Source organism: Hyphomonas sp. NPDC076881 (genome assembly GCF_050269995.1).
Classification (GTDB): domain Bacteria; phylum Pseudomonadota; class Alphaproteobacteria; order Caulobacterales; family Hyphomonadaceae; genus Hyphomonas.
Map to the genome: position 1 here is coordinate 135,890 of NZ_JBNNJJ010000003.1, position 24,043 is coordinate 159,932.

Genomic DNA, 24,043 nt, shown 5'->3' on the forward strand with positions numbered 1-24,043 from the left:
CCATCATGGTTCAGAATTGGAAACAGGTTGGCCCGAACCGCTACCGCGAAACCTTTGGCCGCTATTTTGAAGACTTTAATGCCGGTGACATTTACGAGCATCGCCCCGGCAAGACCGTCACCGAATACGACAACCACCTGTTCACACTGCTGACGCTGAATACGCATCCGATGCATTTTGATGCGGAGTTTGCCAAGGCGTCCGAGTTCAAGCGCAACCTTGTCGTCAGTCCGTATACGCTCGCCTTGCTGATCGGCATGAGCGTCACCGACACCAGCCAGAAAGCCATCGCCAATCTCGGCATGGACGAGGTGAAGTTTACGGCGCCCGTTTTCGCTGGCGACACGATCTATGGCGAGAGTGAAGTGCTCAGCAAACGGGAAAGCCAGAGCCGTCCCGGCCAGGGCATCGTGACCATCGTCACGCGGGGGTACAATCAGGATGGCACGATGATCTGCACGTTCAAGCGCAACATGCTCATCCCCTCGCGCGGCAATGCCGTGGAAGACAAGGTCGGCAATTACTGATCGGGTTGCCCGGTCGGTTCAGGAGAATGCATATGGCTGACACGACATATCTCAGCGAAGAAGACGAGCGCCAGATCCTCGACTCGATCCAGAAATGGCTCGAGAAGAAGGTCGCCCCCGTGGCGATGCAGCTCGAGCACGACAATATCTGGCCCGCCGATCTCGTGGCGGACATGACCGAGCTTGGCCTATTCGGCGCGTTGATCCACCCTGATTATGGCGGGCTTGGCCTGTCGGCGACGACCTATTCCAAGATCGTCACCATGATCTCGGAAGAATGGATGAGCCTGTCGGGCATCTTCAACTCTCACCTGATGATGTCGATCGTCGTGCAGAAATTCGGCACGGACCGGCAGAAGGAATACTGGCTGCCGAAGTTTGCCGCCGGTGAGCTGCGCGGCAGCCTCGGTCTGACTGAGCCGGACGCGGGCACCGATCTTCAGGGCATCCGCACGGTAGCGCGCCGGAAGGGCGACAAATACATCGTGAACGGAACAAAGACCTGGATATCCAACGCGATCGAGGGGCATTGCGTGGCGCTGCTCGTCAAGACCGATCCCGATGCCCAGCCGCGCTATAAGGGCATGTCGATCCTGATCATTCCGAAGATCAATCCGGAAACGCGCGAGCCGCTGCCAGGCGTCAAGAATGGCCGCAAGCTGGAAAAGCTCGGTTACAAGGGCATCGACTCGGGCGAGTTCATCTTCGAGGATTATGAGTGCGACGCTGAGCTTTCGCTCGTGGGCGGCAAGGAAGGCGAAGGTTTCTTCATGGCGACCGGCGGTCTCGAAATTGGCCGGATCAACGTGGCGGCACGTTCGGTCGGGATTGCCCGCCGCGCGCTGAAGGAGAGTGTCCGTTACGCCCAACTCCGGAAGACGATGGGCAAGCCCATCTGCGAGCACCAGGCCATCCAGCTGAAACTCGGCGAAATGGCCGCCAAGACGCGCGCCTCCGAACTTCTCGTCCAGGACGCTGCGGCGGCCTATGATCGCGGCGAGCGTGTGGATATGGAAGCAGGCATGGCGAAATATTTCGCGTCGGAAACGGCGGTCGAAGTGGCCACCGAAGCCATGCGCATCCATGGCGGCTATGGCTATTCCAAGGAATATGTCATCGAACGGCTCTACCGTGATGCCCCTCTGATGTGTATCGGGGAAGGCACAAACGAGATGCAGCGGATCATCATTTCCAAACAGCTCGTGAAGCGTAACCCGGCCTGATCCTGATCCATGGCAGTCGGTGTAAGGAGGGTAAGAACAAGATGACACGGCTTCTCGAAGGCATCCGCATTCTCTCTGTCGAGCAATATGGCGCTGGGCCCTATGGCACGCAACTGCTCGCCGATCTGGGTGCGGAAGTCATCAAGATCGAGGATGGCCAGCGCGGCGGGGATGTCTCCCGTGCTGTCGGGCCTTACCTTCTCGGCGAAGGGGATTCTGATTTCTTTCAGACCTTTTCGAAGGGCAAGAAATCCATTGATATCGACCTCAAGAGCAAGGAGGGGCGCGAGCTTTTCGACACGCTTGTCGCCTCTTCCGATGCGGTCGTGAACAATCTTCGGGGTGATCAGCCCGCAAAGCTCGGCCTCGACTTTGCGCGGCTCGGCGCCGTCAATCCGAAGATCGTTTGTGCCCACCTTTCGGCCTATGGGCGGAACAATTCCCGTGCGGGCTGGCCGGGCTATGATTACCTGATGCAGGCGGAAGCCGGCTTCATGCTGGCGACGGGGGAGCCGGATGGCCCGCCGATCCGCTGCGGCCTTTCGATCATCGATTTCCACACCGGCAGCCATCTCGCCACTGCTATTCTTGCCGGTATCCTCGGCGCGCAGCGTTCAGGGAAGGGGTGTGATGTCGATGTGACCCTGTTTGATACTGCGCTGCATCAACTGTCCTATCCGGCGACCTGGTATCTCAACCGCGGCCACGCGACCGAGCGCCTGCCGCGCGGCGCGCACCCCTCCATCGCGCCGAGCCAGCTGGTGAAGACGAAGGATGGCTGGGGCCTGTTGATGTGCCAGACGCCGAAATTCTGGGATCTTTTCTGCGAACTTGCAGGCGCTCAGCATCTCAAGACAGATCCGCGGTTTGCCACCAATCCGGCACGCCACAAGAACCTTGCACAGCTTACGGAAGTGGTTGACGAAATTCTCAGCCAACGGACGAGCCAGGAATGGGTGGACCATTTTGCCGGGCAGGTTCCGTTTGCGCCTGTGCTCGACATCCCGCGCGCGCTCGACAATCCCTACCTCGCTGAAACCGAGATGCTTGAGGTTGTTGCCCATCCCTCCAAACCGGAAGGTCTGCGCACGCTGGCGTCGCCGTTCCGCGTGAACGGGAAACGCCCCGTCACCTCGCGGGCGCCCGAGCTTGGCGAGCATAATGGCGAGTTCAGCCACGGCGCGCCGGCAAAACCATGAAACTCGCCGGTGTCAAAGTTCTCGATCTCTCGGCCTTCCTGCCCGGTCCGCACATGACGATGATGATGGCCGACCATGGGGCCGACGTGATCATGGTGGAGCCGGCCAATGGCGTGGGCGAGCCGGTGCGGGAGATCGGGGAGCGGACGCCGGACGGGACGACCGTGTGGTTTCGCAATGTGGCGCGCGGCAAGCGCAGCCTGAAGCTGAACCTGAAAGACCCTGCCGGTGTGGCGCTGCTGCTGAAGCTCGCCGAGGAGGCGGACGTGTTTGTCGAGGCGTTCCGGCCCGGCGTGGTGAAGCGCCTCGGCGTGGGCTATGAGGCGGTGTCGGCGCGCAACCCGAAGATTGTCTACTGCTCCATCTCTGCCTTCGGGCAGGAGGGGCAGCATGTGCAGAAGCCCGCGCATGACCTGGTGGTGCAGGCGATGACGGGGCTGATGGACATTGGTCGGGGCCTCAGCGATGGGCAGCCCGCGCCCCCGCCTGTTCCATTTGCGGATGCCTCCGCCTCGCTGATGGCGCTGTCGGCGATCCTGATGGCGCTTTACCGGCGCACGCAGACGGGCGAGGGCGATTATATCGACATGTCGATGTATGACGCCGCCATTGCCTGGACGCCGAATGTGCTGGGGCCGACCTTTGGCAAGGGCGCGGCGCCCGAGCCGAAGAAGATGCGCAGCTTTGGCGGCGCGGCGATGAATTCGATTTATCCGACCTCGGATGGCGGGTTTATCGTGATTGGCGGATCGGAAGTGAAGTTTGCCGAGAACCTTCTGACGGCGCTGGGGCGCGTGGACCTTCTGCCCTATGCGAAGATCCCGCCGGGCGATGAGCAGGAGCCGTTGAAGGCCTTCTTCCGCGAGACTTTCGCCGGCAATACGCAGGCCCATTGGGAGGCGTTTCTGGCGCCGGTGGACTGCTGCTGGGCGGCGGTGCGCAATCTCAAGGAAGCGTTCGATGATCCGTTCACGGCGGAGCGCGGCATGGTGTTCACAGATGCCGACGGCAACCGCCATGTCGGCCCCCCGATCCGCTTTGCGAAGGAGCCGCCGAGGCCGAGCCCGAAGCTGGCGGCGTATGGCGAGCATTCGGTGGAGATTGCACACGAGGCCGGTCTGAGCGCGGAAGAGATTGAGGCCCTGAGGGCGAAAGGAACCATCTGATGACACGCTTTCCAGCCCATTTCGCGCATGAAGGTATCTGGGAGGGGAAGTATCGGCATCTGGCCGTGGACGGCACGGAAGAGGGCCGCTTCCGCTCCCGCGTCACCTGCGAGTTCCCGCAGAAGGATGGGGTCATCTACCGGCAGACCACGGAGCTCTGGACGCCGGATGGGGTTTATAGCAAAGCGGGTTTCGATGGCCTCGACCGGGGTGACCATCTTTATTATGATTCTCCGACATTTCATGGCCGCAGCTGGGAGACGGAAGGCGGCCATCTGATGCTGAACCTGATCCGCAAGGATGAGCCGGGCGCCTATTTTGTCGAACTCATCATCATGGGCGAAGGGGGCAAACACCGGGCCCGCACATGGCACTGGTTCAAGGACGGCCAGATCTATCGCCGCACGCTTTGCGAAGAATCGCGTGTTGCCTGACGCCTATTTCCTCTGACGGGTCAGCTTCATCTCATAGGCGAAGCGGCCTGCCGGATGCAGACTTTCAGAGACGAGGATCGTGCGGCCGGCCGTATCGGCATAGCGGCGCAGCGTGCGCAGGGCCGGGGAGCCGGGGGCGACACCGAGGCGGGCGGCATCGCCCTTGCCGAGGGCGACCGCTTCCATCCGTTGAATGACGTTTGATACCGAGGCGCCATGTGCGCCCTCGATCCATTCGGAGATGGAGCCCTGGAGCTGGTTCACTTCTTCCAGCGGCGGGGCAAGCTGACGGAGCACCAGGATCGTGGTGATGGCCAGCGGGGCTTCACCGGTGGCCCGGCGCAGGCCCGTATATGCGATATAGTCTCCCTCGACGCCCATGCGCTTGAGATCGGCAGCGCTCGCCGGACGGGTGCGCTCGGGAATGAAGACGGCGTCGCGGGCATATTGGAGGATCGACTCGAAATCGCCGATCGGTTGAGCAAAGGCCGGGGCAGGCGGCGTGGTGACGACCGTACCGGCGCCGCGGCGGCGGGCGATCAGCCCATCTTCGGTCAGGATGCGCAGCGCTTCGCGTGCTGTATGCCGGGAGATGTCCTTGACCTCGCACAACTCCATTTCCGTTGGCAGGGCATCGCCGGGTTTCAGCTTGCCCGATGCAATGAGCAGGCGAAGTTCATCGGCGATCTGTCTGTAACGGGGCTGTATCGTGTTCAACGCCCTCTCCTTGTCTTCAACGTCAACCAGTAATGGCCAGTCCCCTGCAGGACGGCAATCCCGTAACAATCAGTAAATTTGGACAGAACGCGCCCAAGACGAGATCGCAAGCCGCGAAAATCAGTGGCTGACCGCATCCGATCTGTGCACAACAGGCGAGAATACAATAGATATATCAAATAAATTCCCCGAGGATACCAAAAGCAGTTTTCGTTTGCGAAAGGCTCATGTAGACACGTCATATGTCCGGACAAACTTTTCCCGATTTTCAGGCTTCCCTGACCCTCGTGGAGGCGCTTGCCGGCCTGCTTGACGCGCCTGTCGGAGAGGAAGACCGGGCGCGCACATGCCTGCACCTGCTCGACTGGGCGGGATGTGCGGTCGCCGGGCGAGCTGAAATTGCGGGCAGGATACTCCTGTCGCAGATGGAGGCTGGCGCAGGCGGACGGGCTTTTGCCTGGGGCGGGCTTGGCAATATTCTCGAGATGGATGATGTCGACAAACGCGCGCTTCTCCATCCCGGTCCGAGCATCATTCCGGCGGCGCTGTCGCTTGCCATCGACAAAAATCTTTCCGGCGGCGCGCTGCTGGATGCCATCGTGCGGGGCTATGAGGCGACGATCCGGCTCGGCCGGGCGGTGGGGCCGGGGCATTATGCGCTGTGGCATAATACGGGCACCTGCGGAGCTATCGGGGCGGCGGCGGCATGCGCGAGCCTGTTGGGCCTTGACCGGGCAACCACGGCCCACGCGCTGGCGCTGGCGGTCAGTCAATCGGCGGGACTTTGGCAGACACGGCATGAGCCAGCCAGTATGGGCAAGCAATTGCACACGGCGGTTTCGGCGCGGGCCGGGCTGGATGCGGCGCGGCTGGCGGCGGCGGGCTTCAAGGGGCCGCTGACAATCCTGGAAGGGCCGCAGGGCTTCTTTGCGGCGATGTGCCCCGGGGCTGATCCAGCCGCTGTTATTGCAGGAGACGCCGGCTGGCGCATTCATGATGTGAGCTTCAAGCCCTGGCCGGCCTGCCGCCATGCCCATGCCACCATTGATGCGGCGCTGGCGCTGCGCGAGCGTGTGGATGTGCTGGACAAGGACGGCGATATCCTCGTTGAAACCTATCGCGATGCGCTGACATTCTGCGACAAGCCGGAACCGGGAACGGTGATCGAGGCGAAATTTTCGTTGCAGCATTCGGTAGCGGTCGTGATGGCGCGTGGACGCCCGAAGCTGGAGGATTTCAGCTTGGAGGCGGTGGCTGACCCGGTGCTCGCGGCGCTGCGCAGACGTGTCAAAGTTGGACAAAATCGGACATTTCAGGACAATTACCCGTCACGGTTCGGCGCCTCGGTGACCTTTGCCGGACAGACCGAGACAGTTCCGGACGCCCTGGGCGACCCGGAGAACCCGGTCGGATTGGATCAGCTGCGGGAGAAGGCTCGGGCGTTGTTCGCTGCCGGTGGCCTCAGCAGGGATGAGGCCGAGACGCTGAGGGCGGCGGCCGAGACGGCCTCGCCCGGCCTTGCGGGCCTGATTGGCAAGGTGCTGTCATGAGCGGCGCGGCAGATGCCTTTGTGAGCCATGCCCTTGGGCTGCGCTGGGATGCCATCCCTGCCGGGGCGCAAGAGGCGGTGAAGACCTTCTTGCTCGACAGCCTGGGCGTAGGCATCGCCGGCGCCGGAGCGCCGCTGACAGCGCAGGTGCGCCAGGCTGCGCTGGCCTGGGCGGGGGCGGGCGACGCGAATGTATGGGGCCGGGGCAGCTACCGGACGAGCGCGGCGAATGCGGCCTTCATCAACGGTTTCCAGATCCACTGCCAGGAATTCGACTGCGTCCACGAACCCGCCGTGGTTCACCCGATGGCGACGATCCTTGCCGCGCTGATGGCCACCTGCGACCGGGAGGGCGATGTGACGGGCGCCAACCTGGGCGCGGCGATTGCTGCGGCGGTGGATGTGGCCACAGGGCTGGGCATTGCCGCCAAGACGCCGCTGAAATTCTTCCGCCCCGCCACGGCGGGGGTCTTTGGCGCGACGCTGGGAGTTGCCCGGTTGCGGGGGCTTTCGGAAGGCGAGGCGCGCAACGCGCTCGGCTACGCGCTCTCTTTCGCGTCGGGCACGATGCAGGCGCATACGGAAGGCAAGCCGGCCCTGCCGGTGCAGATTGCCAATGCAGCCCGTAGCGCTGTGATGGCCTGCGACCTGGCCGCCGCCGGCATGGAAGCGGCGCAGGACAGTATCGAGGGGCCGTTCGGATACCTGACTCTGTTCGAGGACGGATTTGATGTGGCGCCGGTGGTGGCCGCGCTCGGCCGCGTGTTTCGGATTGCGGAAGTCAGCCATAAGCCCTTTCCAACGGGGCGCGCCGCGCAGGGCGGGATCGTGCTGGCCAAGCAGGCGAAGGCCGCAGGCATCCGGCCTGAGGAGATTGCATCAATTGTCCTGACCGCGCCGCCGCTGATCAAGCGTCTAGTGGGCCGCCCGGCGCAGGCGGGCATGACGGCCAGCTATGCCCGCCTCTGCTACCAGTATTCCGGCGCGCTGACGCTGATCGACGGGCATGTGGGCCTGAAGGATTTTTCCCCAGAGGCGCTGGCGCGGGCGGATGTGGCAGCGCTTGGCGCGAAGATCGAAGTTGTCGCTGATGGCCAGCCCAACCCAGCGGCCTTCACCCCGCAGGTTCTCCGCATACGGCTGATGACGGGCGAGGCGCGCGAGTTCACGATCAATTCCCTTTTCGGAGCGCCCGCCGATCCCCTGACCCCTGCGCAGAATGAGGCGAAGTTCCGCGAATGCTGTGCCTTTGGCTTCGGAACGGCCCGTGAGGATATAGAGGCGGCGATCATCGCCGCCGTGACCGGTCTTGAAAATCTGGATGATGCCGGACGGCTTTCCCGCCTCGCATCTGGTATAATGGAGTGATCCGATGACGGATGGACACAATACTTACTTCAATGCGGTCGACTGGGCGAAGATGCAGGAAGAGCATCCCACCGGCGACGCATTCATCGCCTTCGCCAAGAAGAGCCGCGACGAAATCCGCGCGCATCAGGAAACACTGTTCAAGCGTCTGGTGGATCGGGCCTGGAAGACGAAATTCTACCAGCATCATTGGGGCAAGGCCGGCATCCAGCCGGGCGATATCAAGGGCCTCGAGACGCTGCCGGCCCTTCCAAGTTTCGACAAGAGCGACATCATGGAGTCGATTGCGCGCAATCCTCCGCTGGGTGATTTTGCCGGGTTTGAAGCCTATGGGCTGGGCGAGCGCCCGCCAACGATCATGCACACGACCTCCGGCACGACGGGCACGCCGCAGGTGCTGCTGTTCGGTGCAAAGTCGCGCGAAGTGCAGAACCTCCTGCTGGGCCGTCTTTACCGTTTCCAGGGGCTGCGTCCAGATGATGTGGTCCACTCCGTTTACGGACATGGCATGATCAATGGTGGTCACTATGTCCGCGAGGCGGTGACGCACTGGACGAGTTCACTTTTCCTTTCCGCTGGCACGGGCGTGGAAACGCCTTCTGTCAAGCAGGTGCAGCTGATGAAGGATTTCGGCGCGACGGTAATCGTGGGCTTTGCCGATTATATCAAGAAACTCGCGCGCGTGGCCGCCGAGCAAGGCATTGATCCGGTGAAGGATCTCAAGATCCGCATGATTTCCGGCCACCTGGGCCGGGAGGACAAGGATACGCTGTCGCAGGCATGGGGCGGCGCGGCGTGTTTTGACTGGTATGGCGTGGGCGACACCGGTTGCATTGCCGGGGAAGGTCCCGACCGAGACGGTCTCTATGTGATGGAGGACGCGCAGTTCCTCGAGATCGGCGATATCGACACGGGAAAACCTGTGGCCGAGGGCGCCGAAGGCGACATGATCTGCACCTGTCTGTTCAAGGACGATATCTATCCGATTATCCGCTTCAATACGCATGACGTGACGCGCCTGCGCATGGGTCAGTCGAGCCTGGGGATCAACTTCCAGCGGATTGAGGGCTTCCTAGGCCGCTCCGACAATATGGTGAAGATCCGCGGCATCAACATTTTCCCGCAGGCGATGGGGCCTATCCTCGAAGAGGACAAGGCATTTGCCGGCGAGTTCATCTGCAAGGCAAAGCGCGACGAAAGCGGCCGGGACGAGTTCATCGTGGCGGCGGAAGTCAGCGGTGACGCGGGCGAAGCGGTTGCCGAGCGTTTCCGGGCACTTCTGAAACAGAAGATCGGCATTGATGTCGGCGTGGAACTCAGCGCGCCGGGAACACTGGCATCGCTGACGCAGACGGAAGTTCGCCAGAAGCCGATCCGCCTGATCGACGAGCGATTCAAATGACGCCGATCGAGCGGTTCGAGTATTATGCCGGGCGGATTGCCCGGCATGACGGCGCGATCCATGCCTATCTTCACCTTCGCCTCGGCGAGGCGGAGACAGAAGCCCGCGCTGCGCAGGCCCGCCATGAGGCCGGAAAGCCCCTGTCGCCGCTTGATGGCTGGTGTTTCGCGGTGAAAGCAAACATTGCCGTGAAGGGCTTGCCCCATCATGCCGGCATCGGAGCTTACCGGGATATGATCGCGCCGGAGGATGCCGAAGTCATCCGCCGCCTGCGGGCCGGCGGGGCGGTGATCCTCGGTATCGTGAACATGCATGAGGGCGCTCTTGGGGCGACCACAGACAATGAAGCCTTCGGGCGGACACAAAATCCGTGGAAGGAAGGCTACACGCCGGGTGGATCGTCTGGCGGATCGGGCGCGGCGGTATCCGCAGCGCTGTGCGATGTGGCGCTTGGTTCTGATACGATGGGGTCTGTGCGCATTCCTTCGGCCTATTGCGGGGCGCAAGGCATCAAGCCCGGCGCCGGGCTTGTTCCGAGCGAAGGCGTGCTGGCGCTCTCGCATACGCTCGACACCGTTGGCCCGCATGCGCGGGATGTGGCGAGCCTTCGGGCCGCGCTGGGCGTGATGACGGGGCAGAAATTTCCCACTGGGCGGGGCGCGCTGAACGGCCTGCGCGCCGCCATCTGGGACGGGGAGGGCCGCGACGGCATGGACCCGGGCGTGGCGGCGGCATTCGCGGCGGCGGCCGAAAGGATCGCAGCGGCCGGCGCTGTGCTGAGCAGGATTGAGCCGCCCGGCTATGAATATGGCAAATCCCGCCGCGCAGGGCTGCTGATCTCCGAAGTGGAAGCGAGCGAAATTCACGCGGCAAAGCTCGCAGATGATCCGGAAGGGTTTTCGAAAATTTTCCGTAAACTGATGGCATGGGGCGCAGCGCGGCCTGAGGCGGAGATTGAAGCGGCGTATGAGCATATCCGCAGCGTTGAGGCCGCCGCAGGCGCGGTGTTTGCCGCGCAGGATCTAGTGATCGCGCCAGTGGCGCCGCAGACCGCGTTTCCCTTCGGCGCGCCCGTGCCGGAGAATCAGGCGGACTTTACCGCATGGGCAAACTTTGCGGGCTTGCCCGCAGCGGCCGTGTTCACAGGGCTCAGCGCGCAGGGGCTGCCGCTGTCATTACAGGTGATCGGGCCGAAGGGCGCCGAGGCCCGCGTGCTGGACGTGGCCGAGACGTTGGAGCGTTTGTTTGGGGCCCCGCCCGTGCCGCTGGCGCTTCAGCGATAGGTGAACCTGGCGGGGCGTTTCTCGAGGAAGGCTTTGTAGCCTTCCTTGAAGTCCTCGTTCGAGAAGCCGTTCAGGAACAGGCTTTCCGCTTCCGGAGTTTCCTCCGTCCAGCCATTCTGCAGACCACGGATCATGCGCTTGGTGGCGCGGACCGACCATTGCGAGATGGCGGCGATCTCGCCGGCCCAGGTGCGGGCTGCTTCGAGGGCAGTGCCGGTCTCCACCAGGCGATCGATCAGGCCAAGGGCTTTTGCTTCCTCGGCGGCGAAGATGCGGCCGGTAAAGAGAATGTCTTTCGTGGCGCCGGGGCCGACTGCGGAGAGAAGGCGGCGCGTGTCGCCGGCGGGATAGACCAGACCGAGCTTGCCGGGCGTGACGCCGAACTTTGCGCCCGCGCCCGCCACGCGCAGATCTGCGGCCATGGCGAGGCTGACACCGCCGCCGACGCAGGCGCCTTCAATGGCGGCGATCACCGGCTTTTCGCTGTTCTCGATGGCGTCGAGCGCGTCCGCAATGCGCTGACCGGAGGCTTTGGCGGCTTCCCCGGTCGCGTAGATGGTCTCGAATTCGGAGATGTCTGCGCCGGCGGCGAAAGCGCCGGCTGTGCCGCCGTGCAGGAGGATCAGCTTCACATCCGGGGTCGCATTCGCCTCAGCCACCAGGCCGGGGATGGCGGCCCACATATCGACCGACAGGGCATTGCGGCGCTCAGGCTTGTTGAGCACGATTTCGGCAAGCGGGGCGGCAATGTCGAGGCGGATCGGAAGGGTCATTGGGCATCCTCAGCGAAGGCGGAAAGCGGGGCAGGCGCGCCGGTGTTAGCGATCAGCGCCTTGCGCCGCAAGAAGCGCTGAAAACCGGCAGGGCCCATGCGGCTGCCGCCGAGGCCGGAGAGCTTGAAGGAATGCTTCTCCGCTTCGTGGAATAGGCCGGTCAGGGCAGCGTCGTTGAGGCTGATGGCGCCCGCTTCGATTTGCACCGCGATGGCTTCGGCTTCCTCCAGCGTGCCGGCAAAGACGGCGGCGGAGAGGCCGTATTCGCTGTTGTTGGCCGCCGCGATGGCGTCTTCTGTTGCCGTGTAGGGGATGACCGGCAGGAGAGGGCCGAAGGTTTCTTCGGTCATCACCTTCATCTGCTGGCTGACATTTGTAAGGACGGTGGGGCGCAGCCACAGGCCGCCGCCATGGGTTTCGATCTCGCCGCCGGTGAGGATGCGGGCACCTTTGGATTTTGCGTCCTCAATCTGGTCTGCGAGGATGGCGGCCTGTTTGTCAAAGATGATGGGGCCGAGGTCGCCGTTGGTGATGTCTGGCCAGTTGAGGCGGACGGCGGCGGCTTTTTCGGTGAGGCGTTTCAGGAACACGTCGTGGATATCTTTGGCGACGTATATGCGTTCGATGGACTGGCAGGCCTGGCCAGTGGAAAGGACGGAGCCGCGCAGGGCCGCGTCTGTTGCTTTTTCAATATCCGCGCTGGCGGTGACGATGAGGGGGTCCTTGCCGCCAAGTTCCAGGAAAGCGGGGATCATCTTTGCGGCCGCCGCAGCGGCAACCTTGCGGCCAGTGGCAACCGAGCCGGTGAAGCAGATCACATCCACGGCCTCGATCAGCGCAGCGCCGGTCGCGCCATCGCCGGTGACGAAGGTGAGGACATCTTCCAGGCCTGCGTCCACGATGGCCGCCATCATCGGGGCTTCAAAGCGGGGGGTGACCTCCGAAGGCTTGATGATGACAGCCGAGCCTGCGAGCAGGGCCGGGATGGTGTCGATCATCGAGAGGGTAAGCGGGAAGTTCCAGGGCGAGATGACGCCCGTGAGCGCATACGGAATGAATTGCGGCGCGTGGCGAATGTGGGGCATGGCGCGGCCTTGCGTCCAGCCTTCGGGCAAGAGGTGGGGCGCCTGGGCAACCCAGCCGCGCAGCGCGGCGACGGCGCCGTCAAGCTCCATGCCCGCGATCCGGCGGCGGCCGGTGTCGATCTCAAGGGCGGCCGTGATGGCGGCGCGGTGCTTTACCAGCGCGCCGGCAAGACGCAGCAGCGCGGCGCCCCGATCGGCGAGCGGGAGGGCGGCCCATGCCTTCTGCGCCGTCCGCAGGCGCGCGGCCGTGGCGGCGATTTCCGCCGTGCCGGCAGCGGAGATTTCATAATCCTGCGCGCCGGTGCGGGGGTTGCGGACGGGGAGTGTGCGAGAGGTCACAGGCCAAGGGCTCCAGGGTTTACATTGCCTTTGGGATCAACCACCGCCTTAACAGCTTTGAGCAGGTTCAGCGAGGCGTCGCTGAGAACTTCCGAATACGGATAGCAGCGGCCAATCTGGAAATGGGCGGCGCCATAGGAATCGAAGAGGTCCACCACGCCGCGGCGCGCCCTGGCCACAGCGGCGGTTGCCGCCGGGTTTGCCGGAAAGCGTTTGAGCTTCCTGAGATGGGCAGGATCGACAGTGTCTTCATGAATGGCGAGCAGTTCTTCGGGCCACATGAAAACCGGCTCGATCAGATAGGCCGTTGTGCCCAGGGAGCTGATGAGGAAGCCGGTCTGGATTTCGTACTTTTCGAACTCGGCGGAAAGCGAGGCGAAATAGTCTTCCAGAGCCTTCCAGACTTTCGGCCCGTCAGAAAGAGATACAACTCCGTGTACCGGCACCCAGCGTTCGCCTTCGGCGCCCAGGATGGTGTTTGGCGGCGTGAAGGGGTTTGCGCGGACGATTTTCGGAATCGAGTTTTCAGATTCTTTTCCGCCCACCGCCGCGCAGGCCGCCTTCAGGCGCTTCATATCATCTGCGACGCCGGCCTTGGAGCGGCCTTCAACAACGAAATGCAGGCTCCAGCTATCGGCCTCCATGAAGTTGCGCCCGGCCATTGCGATCTTGGCGCCTTCCTGAAGGCCTTTAAGCAGATTGCCTTGTGCCTTCACCACATTGGCGAGCGTCTTCGTGTCTGCGGCGAGCGAGGCGCGTTTCAGGCGTACGCGAGTGAGGGCAGGGTCAAAGCCGAAAACTTCGCAGGCGAGGTTCTGCCGCGCGACAGCGGCCATAGCTTCAGCGCAGGCATCGCGGGTGGCAAATTCGAAGGTTGCCCACTCTTCATGCTCCGGCCACGGAATGAGGCGGAAAGTGATTTCGGCCTTGAAGCCGAGCGCGCCGGAATCGCCACAGAAAAGCCCGGTCAGGTCCGGGCCGTAATAGCGCCAGAAGGGCTTGCCGACCTTCGTGGCGCCGGTGCCGGTGCGCACGGGCGTTCCATCCGCCAGAACCACCAGCAGGCCGGTTACGCTGTCAGCCGTGGTGCCATAGATGCCGGCACCGAAGATTGCATTGCCCTGGGAAAGGCCGCCGCCAATGGTGGAGTTCAGGCCCGAGAGCGGCCCCCAGAAAGGCGTGCGCAGGCCCAGCGGCTTCAGCGCGTCATAGAGCTGTTTCCAGGTAACGCCTGCCTGCGCGGTGACATACATGTCGTCCTTGTTGATCTCCACGATCTTGTCGAGACGGGAGAGATCCAGAATGCCGACGCCCTGACGATCCGGCGTTGTGCTGCTGGTGTAGGACATGCCGCCGCCGCGCGGGTTGAGCGCAATATTGTGCTGGTGGCAGGCGGCAACCGTCTGCTGAAGCTGTTCAACGGTGTCCGGGGTGGCGATGAAATCGGCGGTGACGCCCTTGGCCCAGATGTCCTGGCTGAACAGTTCGCGGGCGGCGAGATCCTCGCTGTAGCCCGACGCGCCCAGGATCTGTTTCAGGACGGCGGCGATGGTCTGCGGGACGGTGGCGGTATCCATGGCGGTTCTCCGGGAGGGTCAGACGGGTTTGAAGAGGGCGAGCAGGGCGGCGATGACAAGCAGCGCCCAGATGCCGGTGACGAGCGGGCGTGCGCGGTTCAAGGTTGCGGCGAGGCTGGCTTCCGCAGCCGGCGCGTCCGGGCCGGAAAGCCCCATCAGGGCCGGACCGAGTGGCTTCAGCACCGAGCGGATGAAGAGGCCGAAGCCTGTGCAGCCCGCGAGCGCCAGCAGCTTCAGCGACAGGAAGAGGGGCAGGCTGCCCTCGCCGGCCATGTTCCACAGCGCAGCGGCGACAAGGCCGGTGATCAGTGCCCAGCGGATGGCAAGGTCCGCCTGGCGCCAGAGCGCCGGGGCGGCGCCATGTTTCATATGGATGGCCCAGGCAAGGGCCAGCCAGCCGAGCGCGGCGAGCCAGACAATGACCAGCAGCGGCAGGGGCAGGCTGATCCAGCCTTTGACATGGGCAAGCGTCAGCCCGGTGGGAAAGGCGAGAATGAGCGCCGTGCGCGGCGCCATATCGACATCATTGACCACTTTGGCGGCAAGCATGCGCCGGTCGGCGCTGATGCCCGGCTTGATGAGGAAGCGGCTGGTGTAGAAGGCGCCGAGATCGCCGCCCAGCCAGTAAACAAACACCAGAAGGTGGAGCAGCGTGAAGATCGCAATTTCGGTCATCGGCGTATCCGGAGATCAAAAGATATATCTTTTAATCGCGCGAAGTTTCGCCGGACGCAAGCTCAGCTGTCTGTTTTCCAGTCTTTCTGGCGCGCTGTGTTACGGGTGAGGCGCATGTGGTACTGGAAACGGTCTGCGCGGTAGTGGGCCGTGATATCCTGAACCGGTCGGCCGTTCTTGTCGCGCATGACGCGGTGGATGCGCAGCAGTGGCGAGCCGGGCGCTACGCCCAGATTTGCCGCAACTGCGGCTTCGGCAGCCTCGGCCATGATTGTCTGCTCGGCCTCGACCGGGGCATGGCCGGCCTTTTCCAGCAGCTTGATGAGGGATTCGGTGGCCAGTTCGTCCTCCGAATAGCCCTCGGCCACATCTTCGGGAATGTATGTGATGAGGTAGGAGAAGGGCTCACCGCCCAGGCGGCGCAGGCGCACGATGCGCTGCACGGATGAGCCATGGGGCAATTCCAGCGCGTCACAGATGGCGGGGCTGGCCGCTGCCATGGTGCAGTCCAGCAGCTGGACCTGCGTTTCAACGCCCATGCGCGTCAGGCCGTCGATGAGGTTTTCGAAGCTGCCCTTCACAGTCGGGGCGGCGGCGTCGAAGGTGATGACCGTGCCGATGCCGCGCTGGCGGCGGACAAAGCCAGCGACCGCCAGTTCGTTGAGCGCGCGCTTCACCGTGATGCGGGAGACACCAAGCATCTCAGTCAGCTCCTGCTCGGCGGGCAGGCGGGTGTTGAGACCAAGCTCTCCGCTGACGATCTTGGCGCGCAGGAGGTCATAAATCTGCTGGTAGAGCGGGGGGCCGGCCGTCTCGTCGATGAGATCGGCAGTCAGGCTGAGGGTCGAGTCGGCCGCCATGGAGCGAGTATCCGTTACAAGTTGAATGATTTGTTCCACTTATCGGCTGAGCGTTCCCTGTTTGCAATGCACCATAGGGTTTTCGGGGGAATCAAAAGGTTTGAGTTGCATGGCGGTACATTTCCGCTAGCCTTGCAAAAGATATATCATTTGGGGGTGTTCATGTTTCGATATCTGGTTTCCGGCGCCATGCTTTTTCTGGTGGCCTGTGCTTCGGCGGGTGAGCCGCCGAAAGCGGAGAGCGTAGCCGAGACGTCAGCAGAGGACGACATCTTCCGCCTCTGGATCGCGGCGCGGGCAGGCGATGGCGCGCCGGTCCACTGGGTGTCGCAGGGAGCGGTCTATGCCTATCCCTCGGGCGAGAAGATCCTCGGCATGACGGGCTTTGACAGCTCGCGCGTGATCTGGCCGGAGGGAGGCGAGGGCGAGGTGATCCACCTGACGCGCAAGACCTTCACCTATACAGACCCGGTGACGGGAGAGTTCCTGACAGAGTTCAACGGGCAGAAGGTGGTGCCGATTGCCTATCCCTATCAGGTGATCCGTTACCGGATGAAAGACGGGCTGATCTTTGCCGATGTGGAGCAGGGCGTGGAGCCGCGCGTGCAGAAGATCGAGTCGAAGGACGGGATCATCGCGCGCAAGGTCGGCGATAGTTGGGCATTCACGGCGCCGCTGTTCCTGAATTTTCCGCTGCCCAGCGGCGGGCAGTATGAAGCCTGGGAGAACTACGACTTCTTCATTCATCCCGAAGGCAGCGTCAGCGAGCCCCACCAGATGAGCTGGCAGCGCCTGGGTGATCTGCCGCCCTGGGCCGGGGGCGGCAAAGGCATCTACCATCTGCTGAGCTGGCGCGTGGATTCGGTGGAGGAGTTTCCGCCGGAACTTCTGGAATGGGCAAAGGCGGAGAAGCCTTTGTGGCTGGCACCGCCGGAAAGCCTTGAGGAAGTCCGCAGGCTGCAGAAGGGGGAAGGCGGGCCGGGTTGGGGCCAGTAGCTCCGAAGAAGTGAGCAATCAAACCTGATTTAGTGATCCATAAACTTTCGATCCCAAGCGGAAAAACCATTCTGAGCGGGGGAAAGAAGATGATGGAGGCTAAAACAGGATGAGCAAACCCATTTGGAGCGGCCGCGAAGCGCTTTTCCTGTCACGCTCATAGGAGTTATATGGACTATTCTCATGCTTGGTTGGGGAAGCATTATCGCACAATGATAACATGTTCGCCTTGCGTATTGGGCCATTGATCTAATCCTCTACTGGGCAACCAATAAACATTGGCAGTAAAGTATTCCCTCTTTTTAGGTTGAAATTTTATAACCTTTCGATATGTCGTGCGGCGGGCCGCCAGCGGCGCGGTGGCGGATGGCCTCGCGGCTTTCCCATATCTTGCCGCCGATGAACTGGCCGATGGAGTTGGTGAACTCCTTGTACTCGACTGAGGCATACATGCCGCAGCGAATGTAGGGATCGCCATCCATCAGCGATTTCACCTCGTCGAGCGTGGTGCCCATCACCAGGAAGAGAGAGCCGACGAAGGTTTCTCCGCCCGGCTCCCGGAAAGGGCCGGCGGTGATGTAGCGGGTCCAGTGTAGCTCTACATGTTCGAGGTGACCGTCGAGATGCTGCGCGCGCAGCGTGGCGGCGCCGGGGCCATCGCGGCAGATGACGAGATAGCAGGTGCCTTCGGGTTTCTTGACGAAAGGGGGCGCTGTTCCGGTCATTTCAGGACACCGGCGGAGACGAGACGGTCAATCACGGCCTGCTGCTGGGCAAGCGCGTCGGCGCGCTGGACCATCTTGCCATCCGGCGTGCGATTGGCCGGGGCCATCTCGTTTCCGGCATAGGCCGGGGCGAAGGCGGCCAGCGGCAGGCGGGAGAGCGTGTTGGTCATCCCCGTTTTGCGGCGCGTTTCACGCAGGGCGGTGAGATCAAGCACGGCGTTGGCGTTCATCGTCTCGCCCGTGCCGGCTTCGGCCAGGGTGCGGCCATACCAGTCGAGCACGATGGACATGCCATCGGTGGAGGCAGCGGGAACCGGCGTGCCGGTGATGCTGGCGGAGTTGGCCGAGACGACATAGGCGATGTTCTCGATGGCGCGCGCCTTTTTGGCGATATGCTTGGGCGTGAGGCCGGGGCTGCCGACTTCCGAGGTCGGGTGCAGCAGGATTTCGGCGCCCTTGAACGCGCTCATGCGGGCGATTTCGGGGTAGAGGATTTCCTCGCTCGCAATGGTGGCCAGCGCGCCGATCTCGGTTTCGACCACAGGGAACACAGCGTCGGCGCCGTAGATATCCAGATACTTCTCCCAGACATCATAGGGGGAAGGCGAATAGAGCGAGATCATGCGGCGATAGCGCAGCAGCGTTTCGCCGGTTGGCCCATAGATGACGTTGGACTGGAAATAGAGCTCGGGAAAGTTTGGGTCTGTCTCATAATGGTTCGAGCACAGATAGACGCCGGCTGTCTGCGCCATTTTTGCGAGCGCATCGGGAAAGGCCCCGTCCATGGGGATGGCCGCCTTCGCCTGCCAGCTTTCGCGCGTTTCGCCCATCGGAAAACCGGTCATCCAGTATTCCGGCAGCACGACGAGTTTCAGATCATAGCCATTGAAGCCCTTGAGGAAGTTCTTCGAGGCCATGATCTGGCCGGTGACGCGGGCAATCGCGCCCTTCATCCGGGTGTGAGACGCTTCGGGCGTCTTGTCCTGATTGACGGCCTCGCAGACGGTTTGCAGCGCGAGCGCGGTATAGCGCATGGATTTAGCCTCCCCGGCATTGGCATTTGATCCGCCGGCGAACGGCAGGAGCGACGTGGCGGCAGCGCCCATCAGCAGGCCGCGGCGCGTCATGAGCTGGCCTCGGCAAATGCGGCAGAAACCCCGGCAGCCGTTGCGATCTCCAGCCCTTCCATGGCAGCCAGTCCCGTCAGTACACGGGCGACCGCTTCAATCCGGAAGGGCAGGCCGGTGATGTAGGGCGTCAGCGTGAAGCCGAAACATTGCGCCCCGCGCGCGTCATGCTCTGCCAAGGTTTGGGCGGCCGCTTCGAGGATCTGATCAGCCCATTCCTCCTCGCTTTGGGAGCGGGTAGACAGCATGAGAAAGTCCGACAGCTCATAATGATTGGGCAGGCAGGTCAGCGGGCCGTGAGCGGTGCGCATGTCCAGCGGGCGCTGGTCGCTTTCCCAGTCAAGGCAGACAGTAAAGCCAGCTTCGCGGACAAGGTCTGGCGTGCGGAAGGACTGGTTGCGCGCGGGGCTCATCCAGGTGATGGCTTCGGGCAAGACGGCGCGTGTCTGCGCCACCAGCGTGCGTTCTTCATCTTCGCTGAGGCCCGCATGATGGATATGCGCGGTCGATACGCCGTGTGCGGCAATCTCGTGGCCCGCAGCGTGGATGGCCTCGATCAGCGGTGCATAGCGCTCCGCCACGGCGGCGTTGACAGCGAAGGTGGCTTTCACACCGGCCGCGCCGAGTTCTCTCAGCAGACGGTAGACGCCGACACGGTTGCCATAGTCGCGCGTCGTGTAATGGCGCAGGTCCGGATAGGGCGTAACCATCGCGCCCGGATGCTTGAAGGGCTTGGCCGGCGGGTCCAGTGGAAAGAATTCCAGCGGGATGGTGATGAAAGCCATCGCCTTTGCGCCGGATTTGAGATGCAGCGGCGCGCGCCGGTCGGCGGGCTGCCAGTCATACCGGTCCTGATCCATGCCATAGGCGCGGTGGGGATATTCAAGAAACTCAGCGGGCAGGGGCAAAGCCGGTTCCTCCTGTGGCGGCGCCGCGCGCGGCGATGTCGGCAATACTCTGGTCCCAGTAATGGGTGCGGAAATGGTCGGCGATTTCGGCGCCGGTGGTGATCCACACATCGCTGGAATGAGTCGCGATGTGTTTGAGGGCTTCCTCGAAGATGCGGATGCGGTGGGGCTGGCCGACCAGATAGGCATGCAGCGGAATGCACATCACCGTGCCGGACTGTTCCCCCTCTTTCAGCAGTTGATCGAAATGCCGTTTCAGCAGATCGGTGTAGCGCTGTGGGCTCCATCCCTGTACGGAATAGGTGATTACGTCATTCACTTCCAGAGAATAGGGCATCGAGACGAGCTTGCCGGTTTTCGTCTTCAGCGGCTGAGGCTGATCGTCCTGGAAAAGATCACAGGAATACCAGAAATCGTGTCCGGCGATCAGGTCCAGCGTGCGTTCAGTATGGGTGAGGGCCGGGGCGAGATAGCCTCGGATGCGCTGGCCGGTGGCCTTCTCCACAGAGCGGATCGAATCTTCCAGAACCGCGCGCTCCTGAGCCTCGTCCATGCCGTAGGAATAGCGGGTATTATAGATGCCGTGGCTGAAGAACTCCCAGTTCCGTGCAACACAGGCTTCAATTATTTCCGGGTGATGGTCGATGAGCCCGATCGACAGCGAGATCGAGCCGCGCATGCCATATTTGTCCAACAGGTCCATCAGACGCCAATGGCCGATCCGGTTTCCCCAGTCGCGCTGGGAGTATCCGATAATGTCCGGGTTCGGACGGGGCCAGGGTGCCCGCGAAGGATTCGCCGGCGGATCGAACTCGTAATACTCTATGTTCGGCGCGATCCAGAAGGCCAGTTTCTTCCCTCCCGGCCACCGGATCTGCGGCCTGCCCTCATAGGGCCAGAAATCATAGAGATTGGGATCGGAATGCGTCATCCCTTGTATCCTTCGATCCAGGCTTTCACCTCAGCCACGGGAACCACATCGGCATATTTTATGAGCAGGTCGGTGAGGTTTGCGAAATGATAGCTTTCATGCTTGTCGGCCACGCATTCGATGGGAACAATGGCGCGGTAGCCCCGGCTGAGCGCGTCCACGGCCGTGGCGCGGATGCAGCCGGATGTGGAGCCGCCCGTCACGATGACCGTGTCTACCTTGTGCCAGGTGAGGAAGCTCTGCAGCGGCGTTTCGAAGAAGGCGCTCGGCATGCGCTTGGTGTATACGGCATCGACCTTCTCATCGATGGTCAACCGGTCGTCAAAGGCATGGCGGTCGGACCCGTATTTGATGTTCTGCAGCGAATCGGGCGTGTTCGTCCGTGTGCCCCAGACGCCGGCATCGGCGGCGTTTTCCATATAGGCAACATGCGTCCACACGACCGGCAGACCCTTGGCCCGCGCGGCGCTTGAAATGTCATTTATATAGGTCACCTGGTTGGGGTCGGTGATGTAGGCCGTTTTCGGGAAGAGGTCCGGCCGGGTGTAGGCCTTCTGCGGGTCAACGTTCACGATGGCAATTTTTTCGCCGAAGCCGAATTTTGCACGCGCCGGATTTGCCAGCGTTTCCTCGAAGATCTCGCGGGCGGTCTTGTCGGACCGGATCATGGTGGGTTCGGTGGGGTAGCCGCTCATGGACAAGGATCCTCGTTGGGAAAATGGGTGATCTTCAAATGATATATCCTTTTCTTTGCGTCGAGCGCCAGACCGGATTTTCCTGTGGGAGGCTGGCATGCGCGCGGAGATTTTTAAACCTGCCCTGACACTCGCTGGACGCAAAGCGCTTCAGGAATGGGCACACGCGCCTCAAGACCGTGCAATTTCTGTCATGAAGGAAATTGACTTTGACCGGACATATTGTAATCAGAGCGCCTTAAAAGATATATCATTTGCGGAGGTGGAGGTTGGCTCTGCCTTTAGCTCGGGAGGACCCCTATGCGTTTCAGATCTTCACTTTCGGTGAGCGCGAGCCTTGCGGTTCTGCTCTCGGGGGCCAGCCTGCTGCCGGCAGTGGCACAGGAAGCAGACTCGGCTGATGCCGACACACGCCGCCTCGGCGCCATCACTGTCACCGCGCAGCGGGTTGAAGAAAACCTGCAAGATGTGCCTATCGCCGTCACGGCGCTCGATTCGGCAATGCTCGAGGACAAACAGATCGGCGATCTCCTCGACCTTCAATCCGTTGTGCCCAACATCAACATGGCCACAAACACCGGCACCGCCAACGCTGCGCGTATCTTCCTGCGCGGCGTGGGCGAAGACGAGAGCCGCGGCGCGGTTGACCAGGCAGTCGGCGTGTATGTCGACGGCGTATATGTCGGCCGCTCGGTGGGCTCGCTGTTCGATGTAGTCGATCTTTCCAGCATCGAGGTGCTGCGCGGTCCCCAGGGCACGCTCTATGGCCGCAACACCGTCGGCGGCGCTGTGAAACTGACATCGGTGAAGCCGCAGTTCGAAAATTCCGGAGACGTGCGCACCACCGTCGGCAACAATGGCCGCTTTGATGTGCGCGGCACTGCGAACCTTCAGGTTGGTGAAAATTCCGCTTTCCGTCTGACGGGTCTTCTGCGGGAGCGCGATGGTTTCCATGACGTGATTCCGAATGGCGCGCTCGCCGATCAGCGCCGGGATGGAGTGGGGCGCACCCACATCATGGCGGTTCGCGGCAGCTTCTACACGGAGTTTTCGCCGGAATGGTCGCTGCTCGTGGCGGCTGACCAGACCATCGACCGTTCGGACCCGATCCCGGATTCTGCAGCGCCCGGATTTGATGCCGACGGGGACCTGTTCACCATCGAGCCGCTGCCTGGGGTGACCTGCACCTCGACCTCGACGGCGCTTGGCTGCTTCGTGGGTTACGATCAGCGCTCGAAATCCGCAGGTCTCTCGGCAACCGTGAAGGGCGATATCGCTGGTCTCGACTTCACCTCGATCACCGCCTACCGCGAACTGGAAGACGAACTGGTTACGCGCATCGGATCACCCTACAGTCAGGAGACAGATCAGTCTCAGGTCAGTCAGGAGTTCACCCTCGGCAAATCCGGCGACAAGCTCGACTGGCTGGTTGGTGGCTTCTATTTCAATGAAGACCTGACCCTCGACTCGATCTTCGTCTTCCCTAATTCGATCGAGGCTGAAACGGAATCTTTCGCCCTGTTTGGCCAGGGAACCTACGCGCTGACCGACGCGCTCAGCCTGACGGGCGGCGTGCGTTTCACGACGGAAACGAAGGATTTCTACGGCATCAACCGGACGCTGGGCTTCAACCGCACCGACAGCGCGGACTTCGACAATGTCAGCTACACCATCGGCGCTGACTATCGCTTCAACGACTCGGTGCTGGGCTATGCCAAATACTCCACCGGCTTCAAATCCGGCGGCTGGTCTCCGGATGCGTTCAGCTCAACGGCAGTGTTCCTGCGCGTTGACGAAGAGACCCTCGACTCGTTCGAGGCTGGCCTGAAAACTGACCTCTTCGACAACAAGGTCCGCCTCAACACGGCTGCCTTCTTCAACAAGTATGAAGGCCTGCAGATCGGCGCGACCGTTCCGGGCATTGGTTTCACCCGCTTTAACGTCGATGAGACGGAGATCATGGGTCTTGAAGTTGAAGGTGTGTGGCAGGTTACCGACAGCTTCCAGCTGAACGGCAACCTCGGCCTGCTCAGCGCGGAATACACCGACATGACCGGTGATCAGGCACGCGGCCTCACAAACAACGGCGCAGGTTGCCCGGCTGGCACGGTGGCGTCCGACAATGCCCAGATCATAGCCTGCGCTCTTGGGCTCGAACTGAAGAACGCGCCGGAATACAAGGCAACGCTTGGCGCGCTCTACACGATGCCGTTCTACAGCGGGGAACTCATCTTCTCGGGCGATGTCGCCTTCGAGGATGATTCCTGGAGCCTCGTGGCGAACAATCCGGCGCATGCCCTGAGCGAAATCCCGACCCTGGTGAACGCCCGCGTGAAGTACGAGTCGGCTCAAGGCTGGTCTGTTGCCCTCTGGGGCAAAAATCTCGGCGACGAGAAATACTACCGTGCCACCACGGCAGGCTCCTACTCCGCCTATGCATCCGAGCCGCTTACCTACGGTATCGATCTCGGCTGGAAGTTCTGA

At 62.3% G+C, this 24,043-nt stretch carries 22 protein-coding genes; 11 read left to right on the top strand and 11 right to left on the bottom strand.

Annotation, left to right across the window (positions count from 1 at the left end):
• The first annotated feature begins 5 nt into the window (after positions 1-5).
• The 5 genes from ACQKI2_RS04365 to ACQKI2_RS04385 are packed head-to-tail and all read left to right on the top strand — an operon-like array spanning position 6 to position 4,549.
• The gene (locus tag ACQKI2_RS04365) at positions 6-527 is read left to right on the top strand and encodes a MaoC family dehydratase (RefSeq protein WP_035598512.1); all 522 of its coding nucleotides are present in this window, start codon (positions 6-8) and stop codon (positions 525-527) included.
• 32 nt (positions 528-559) lie between these two features.
• Complete coding sequence (locus ACQKI2_RS04370) at positions 560-1,750, top strand: acyl-CoA dehydrogenase family protein (protein WP_427378488.1); 1,191 nt, start codon at positions 560-562, stop codon at positions 1,748-1,750.
• 41 nt (positions 1,751-1,791) lie between these two features.
• Entirely contained in the window at positions 1,792-2,949 is a 1,158-nt protein-coding gene (locus tag ACQKI2_RS04375) for a CaiB/BaiF CoA transferase family protein (protein ID WP_427378489.1), read from the top strand.
• Entirely contained in the window at positions 2,946-4,115 is a 1,170-nt protein-coding gene (locus tag ACQKI2_RS04380) for a CaiB/BaiF CoA transferase family protein (protein ID WP_427378490.1), read from the top strand. Before ACQKI2_RS04375 ends, ACQKI2_RS04380 begins: the two co-directional genes overlap by 4 nt.
• On the top strand, positions 4,115-4,549 hold the full coding sequence (locus ACQKI2_RS04385) for a hypothetical protein (protein WP_427378491.1): 435 nt from the start codon (positions 4,115-4,117) through the stop codon (positions 4,547-4,549). The genes ACQKI2_RS04380 and ACQKI2_RS04385 overlap by 1 nt, the downstream gene beginning before the upstream one ends.
• A gap of 3 nt (positions 4,550-4,552) precedes the next feature.
• Here ACQKI2_RS04385 and ACQKI2_RS04390 read toward each other — a convergent pair whose 3' ends face one another.
• Complete coding sequence (locus ACQKI2_RS04390; protein ID WP_427378492.1) at positions 4,553-5,266, bottom strand: GntR family transcriptional regulator; 714 nt, start codon at positions 5,264-5,266, stop codon at positions 4,553-4,555.
• Positions 5,267-5,508: 242 nt separating this feature from the next.
• Between ACQKI2_RS04390 and ACQKI2_RS04395 the strand changes: the two genes are divergently transcribed.
• The 4 genes from ACQKI2_RS04395 to ACQKI2_RS04410 are packed head-to-tail and all read left to right on the top strand — an operon-like array spanning position 5,509 to position 10,868.
• A complete protein-coding gene (locus tag ACQKI2_RS04395) occupies positions 5,509-6,816 on the top strand; it encodes an MmgE/PrpD family protein (RefSeq protein ID WP_427378493.1) in 1,308 nt (435 codons plus the stop codon).
• Complete coding sequence (locus tag ACQKI2_RS04400) at positions 6,813-8,183, top strand: MmgE/PrpD family protein (protein ID WP_427378494.1); 1,371 nt, start codon at positions 6,813-6,815, stop codon at positions 8,181-8,183. The genes ACQKI2_RS04395 and ACQKI2_RS04400 overlap by 4 nt, the downstream gene beginning before the upstream one ends.
• Before the next feature lie 4 nt (positions 8,184-8,187).
• The gene (locus tag ACQKI2_RS04405) at positions 8,188-9,585 is read left to right on the top strand and encodes a phenylacetate--CoA ligase family protein (RefSeq protein WP_427378495.1); all 1,398 of its coding nucleotides are present in this window, start codon (positions 8,188-8,190) and stop codon (positions 9,583-9,585) included.
• Positions 9,582-10,868, top strand: a complete 1,287-nt coding sequence (locus ACQKI2_RS04410; protein WP_427378496.1) for an amidase — start codon at positions 9,582-9,584, stop codon at positions 10,866-10,868. Before ACQKI2_RS04405 ends, ACQKI2_RS04410 begins: the two co-directional genes overlap by 4 nt.
• On the opposite strand, the gene ACQKI2_RS04415 is transcribed toward ACQKI2_RS04410, so the two are convergent.
• From ACQKI2_RS04415 to ACQKI2_RS04435, 5 genes are all read right to left on the bottom strand, one after another.
• Positions 10,859-11,641: an enoyl-CoA hydratase/isomerase family protein gene (locus tag ACQKI2_RS04415; protein WP_427378497.1), complete on the bottom strand. Its 783-nt coding sequence runs from the start codon at positions 11,639-11,641 to the stop codon at positions 10,859-10,861. The two genes, ACQKI2_RS04410 and ACQKI2_RS04415, sit on opposite strands and share 10 nt — an antisense overlap.
• A complete protein-coding gene (locus ACQKI2_RS04420) occupies positions 11,638-13,065 on the bottom strand; it encodes an aldehyde dehydrogenase family protein (RefSeq protein ID WP_427378498.1) in 1,428 nt (475 codons plus the stop codon). Before ACQKI2_RS04420 ends, ACQKI2_RS04415 begins: the two co-directional genes overlap by 4 nt.
• On the bottom strand, positions 13,062-14,642 hold the full coding sequence (locus tag ACQKI2_RS04425) for an FAD-binding oxidoreductase (RefSeq protein ID WP_427378499.1): 1,581 nt from the start codon (positions 14,640-14,642) through the stop codon (positions 13,062-13,064). The genes ACQKI2_RS04420 and ACQKI2_RS04425 overlap by 4 nt, the downstream gene beginning before the upstream one ends.
• Before the next feature lie 18 nt (positions 14,643-14,660).
• The gene (locus tag ACQKI2_RS04430; protein WP_427378500.1) at positions 14,661-15,317 is read right to left on the bottom strand and encodes a hypothetical protein; all 657 of its coding nucleotides are present in this window, start codon (positions 15,315-15,317) and stop codon (positions 14,661-14,663) included.
• A 62-nt stretch (positions 15,318-15,379) separates the two neighbouring features.
• Positions 15,380-16,177: a GntR family transcriptional regulator gene (locus tag ACQKI2_RS04435; RefSeq protein WP_427378501.1), complete on the bottom strand. Its 798-nt coding sequence runs from the start codon at positions 16,175-16,177 to the stop codon at positions 15,380-15,382.
• A gap of 162 nt (positions 16,178-16,339) precedes the next feature.
• On the opposite strand from ACQKI2_RS04435, the gene ACQKI2_RS04440 reads away from it, so the two are divergent.
• The gene (locus ACQKI2_RS04440; protein WP_427378502.1) at positions 16,340-17,173 is read left to right on the top strand and encodes a DUF1838 family protein; all 834 of its coding nucleotides are present in this window, start codon (positions 16,340-16,342) and stop codon (positions 17,171-17,173) included.
• A gap of 302 nt (positions 17,174-17,475) precedes the next feature.
• Here the strand turns inward: ACQKI2_RS04440 and ACQKI2_RS04445 are convergent, their stop codons facing one another.
• Genes ACQKI2_RS04445 through ACQKI2_RS04465 form a run of 5 tightly spaced genes read right to left on the bottom strand, consistent with a single transcriptional unit; the run spans position 17,476 to position 21,532 of the window.
• Positions 17,476-17,898, bottom strand: a complete 423-nt coding sequence (locus ACQKI2_RS04445) for a YciI family protein (protein ID WP_427378503.1) — start codon at positions 17,896-17,898, stop codon at positions 17,476-17,478.
• Positions 17,895-19,025, bottom strand: coding sequence for a nitrilase-related carbon-nitrogen hydrolase (locus ACQKI2_RS04450; RefSeq protein WP_427378504.1), 1,131 nt, complete (start codon positions 19,023-19,025; stop codon positions 17,895-17,897). Before ACQKI2_RS04450 ends, ACQKI2_RS04445 begins: the two co-directional genes overlap by 4 nt.
• On the bottom strand, positions 19,022-19,933 hold the full coding sequence (locus ACQKI2_RS04455; RefSeq protein ID WP_427378505.1) for a polysaccharide deacetylase family protein: 912 nt from the start codon (positions 19,931-19,933) through the stop codon (positions 19,022-19,024). The genes ACQKI2_RS04450 and ACQKI2_RS04455 overlap by 4 nt, the downstream gene beginning before the upstream one ends.
• Positions 19,917-20,864: a polysaccharide deacetylase family protein gene (locus ACQKI2_RS04460; RefSeq protein ID WP_427378506.1), complete on the bottom strand. Its 948-nt coding sequence runs from the start codon at positions 20,862-20,864 to the stop codon at positions 19,917-19,919. The genes ACQKI2_RS04455 and ACQKI2_RS04460 overlap by 17 nt, the downstream gene beginning before the upstream one ends.
• Complete coding sequence (locus ACQKI2_RS04465; protein WP_035594749.1) at positions 20,861-21,532, bottom strand: isochorismatase family protein; 672 nt, start codon at positions 21,530-21,532, stop codon at positions 20,861-20,863. Before ACQKI2_RS04465 ends, ACQKI2_RS04460 begins: the two co-directional genes overlap by 4 nt.
• Positions 21,533-21,859: 327 nt before the next feature.
• On the opposite strand from ACQKI2_RS04465, the gene ACQKI2_RS04470 reads away from it, so the two are divergent.
• Positions 21,860-24,043 (top strand): TonB-dependent receptor, encoded by a 2,184-nt coding sequence (locus tag ACQKI2_RS04470; RefSeq protein WP_427378507.1) that lies wholly within the window; start codon positions 21,860-21,862, stop codon positions 24,041-24,043.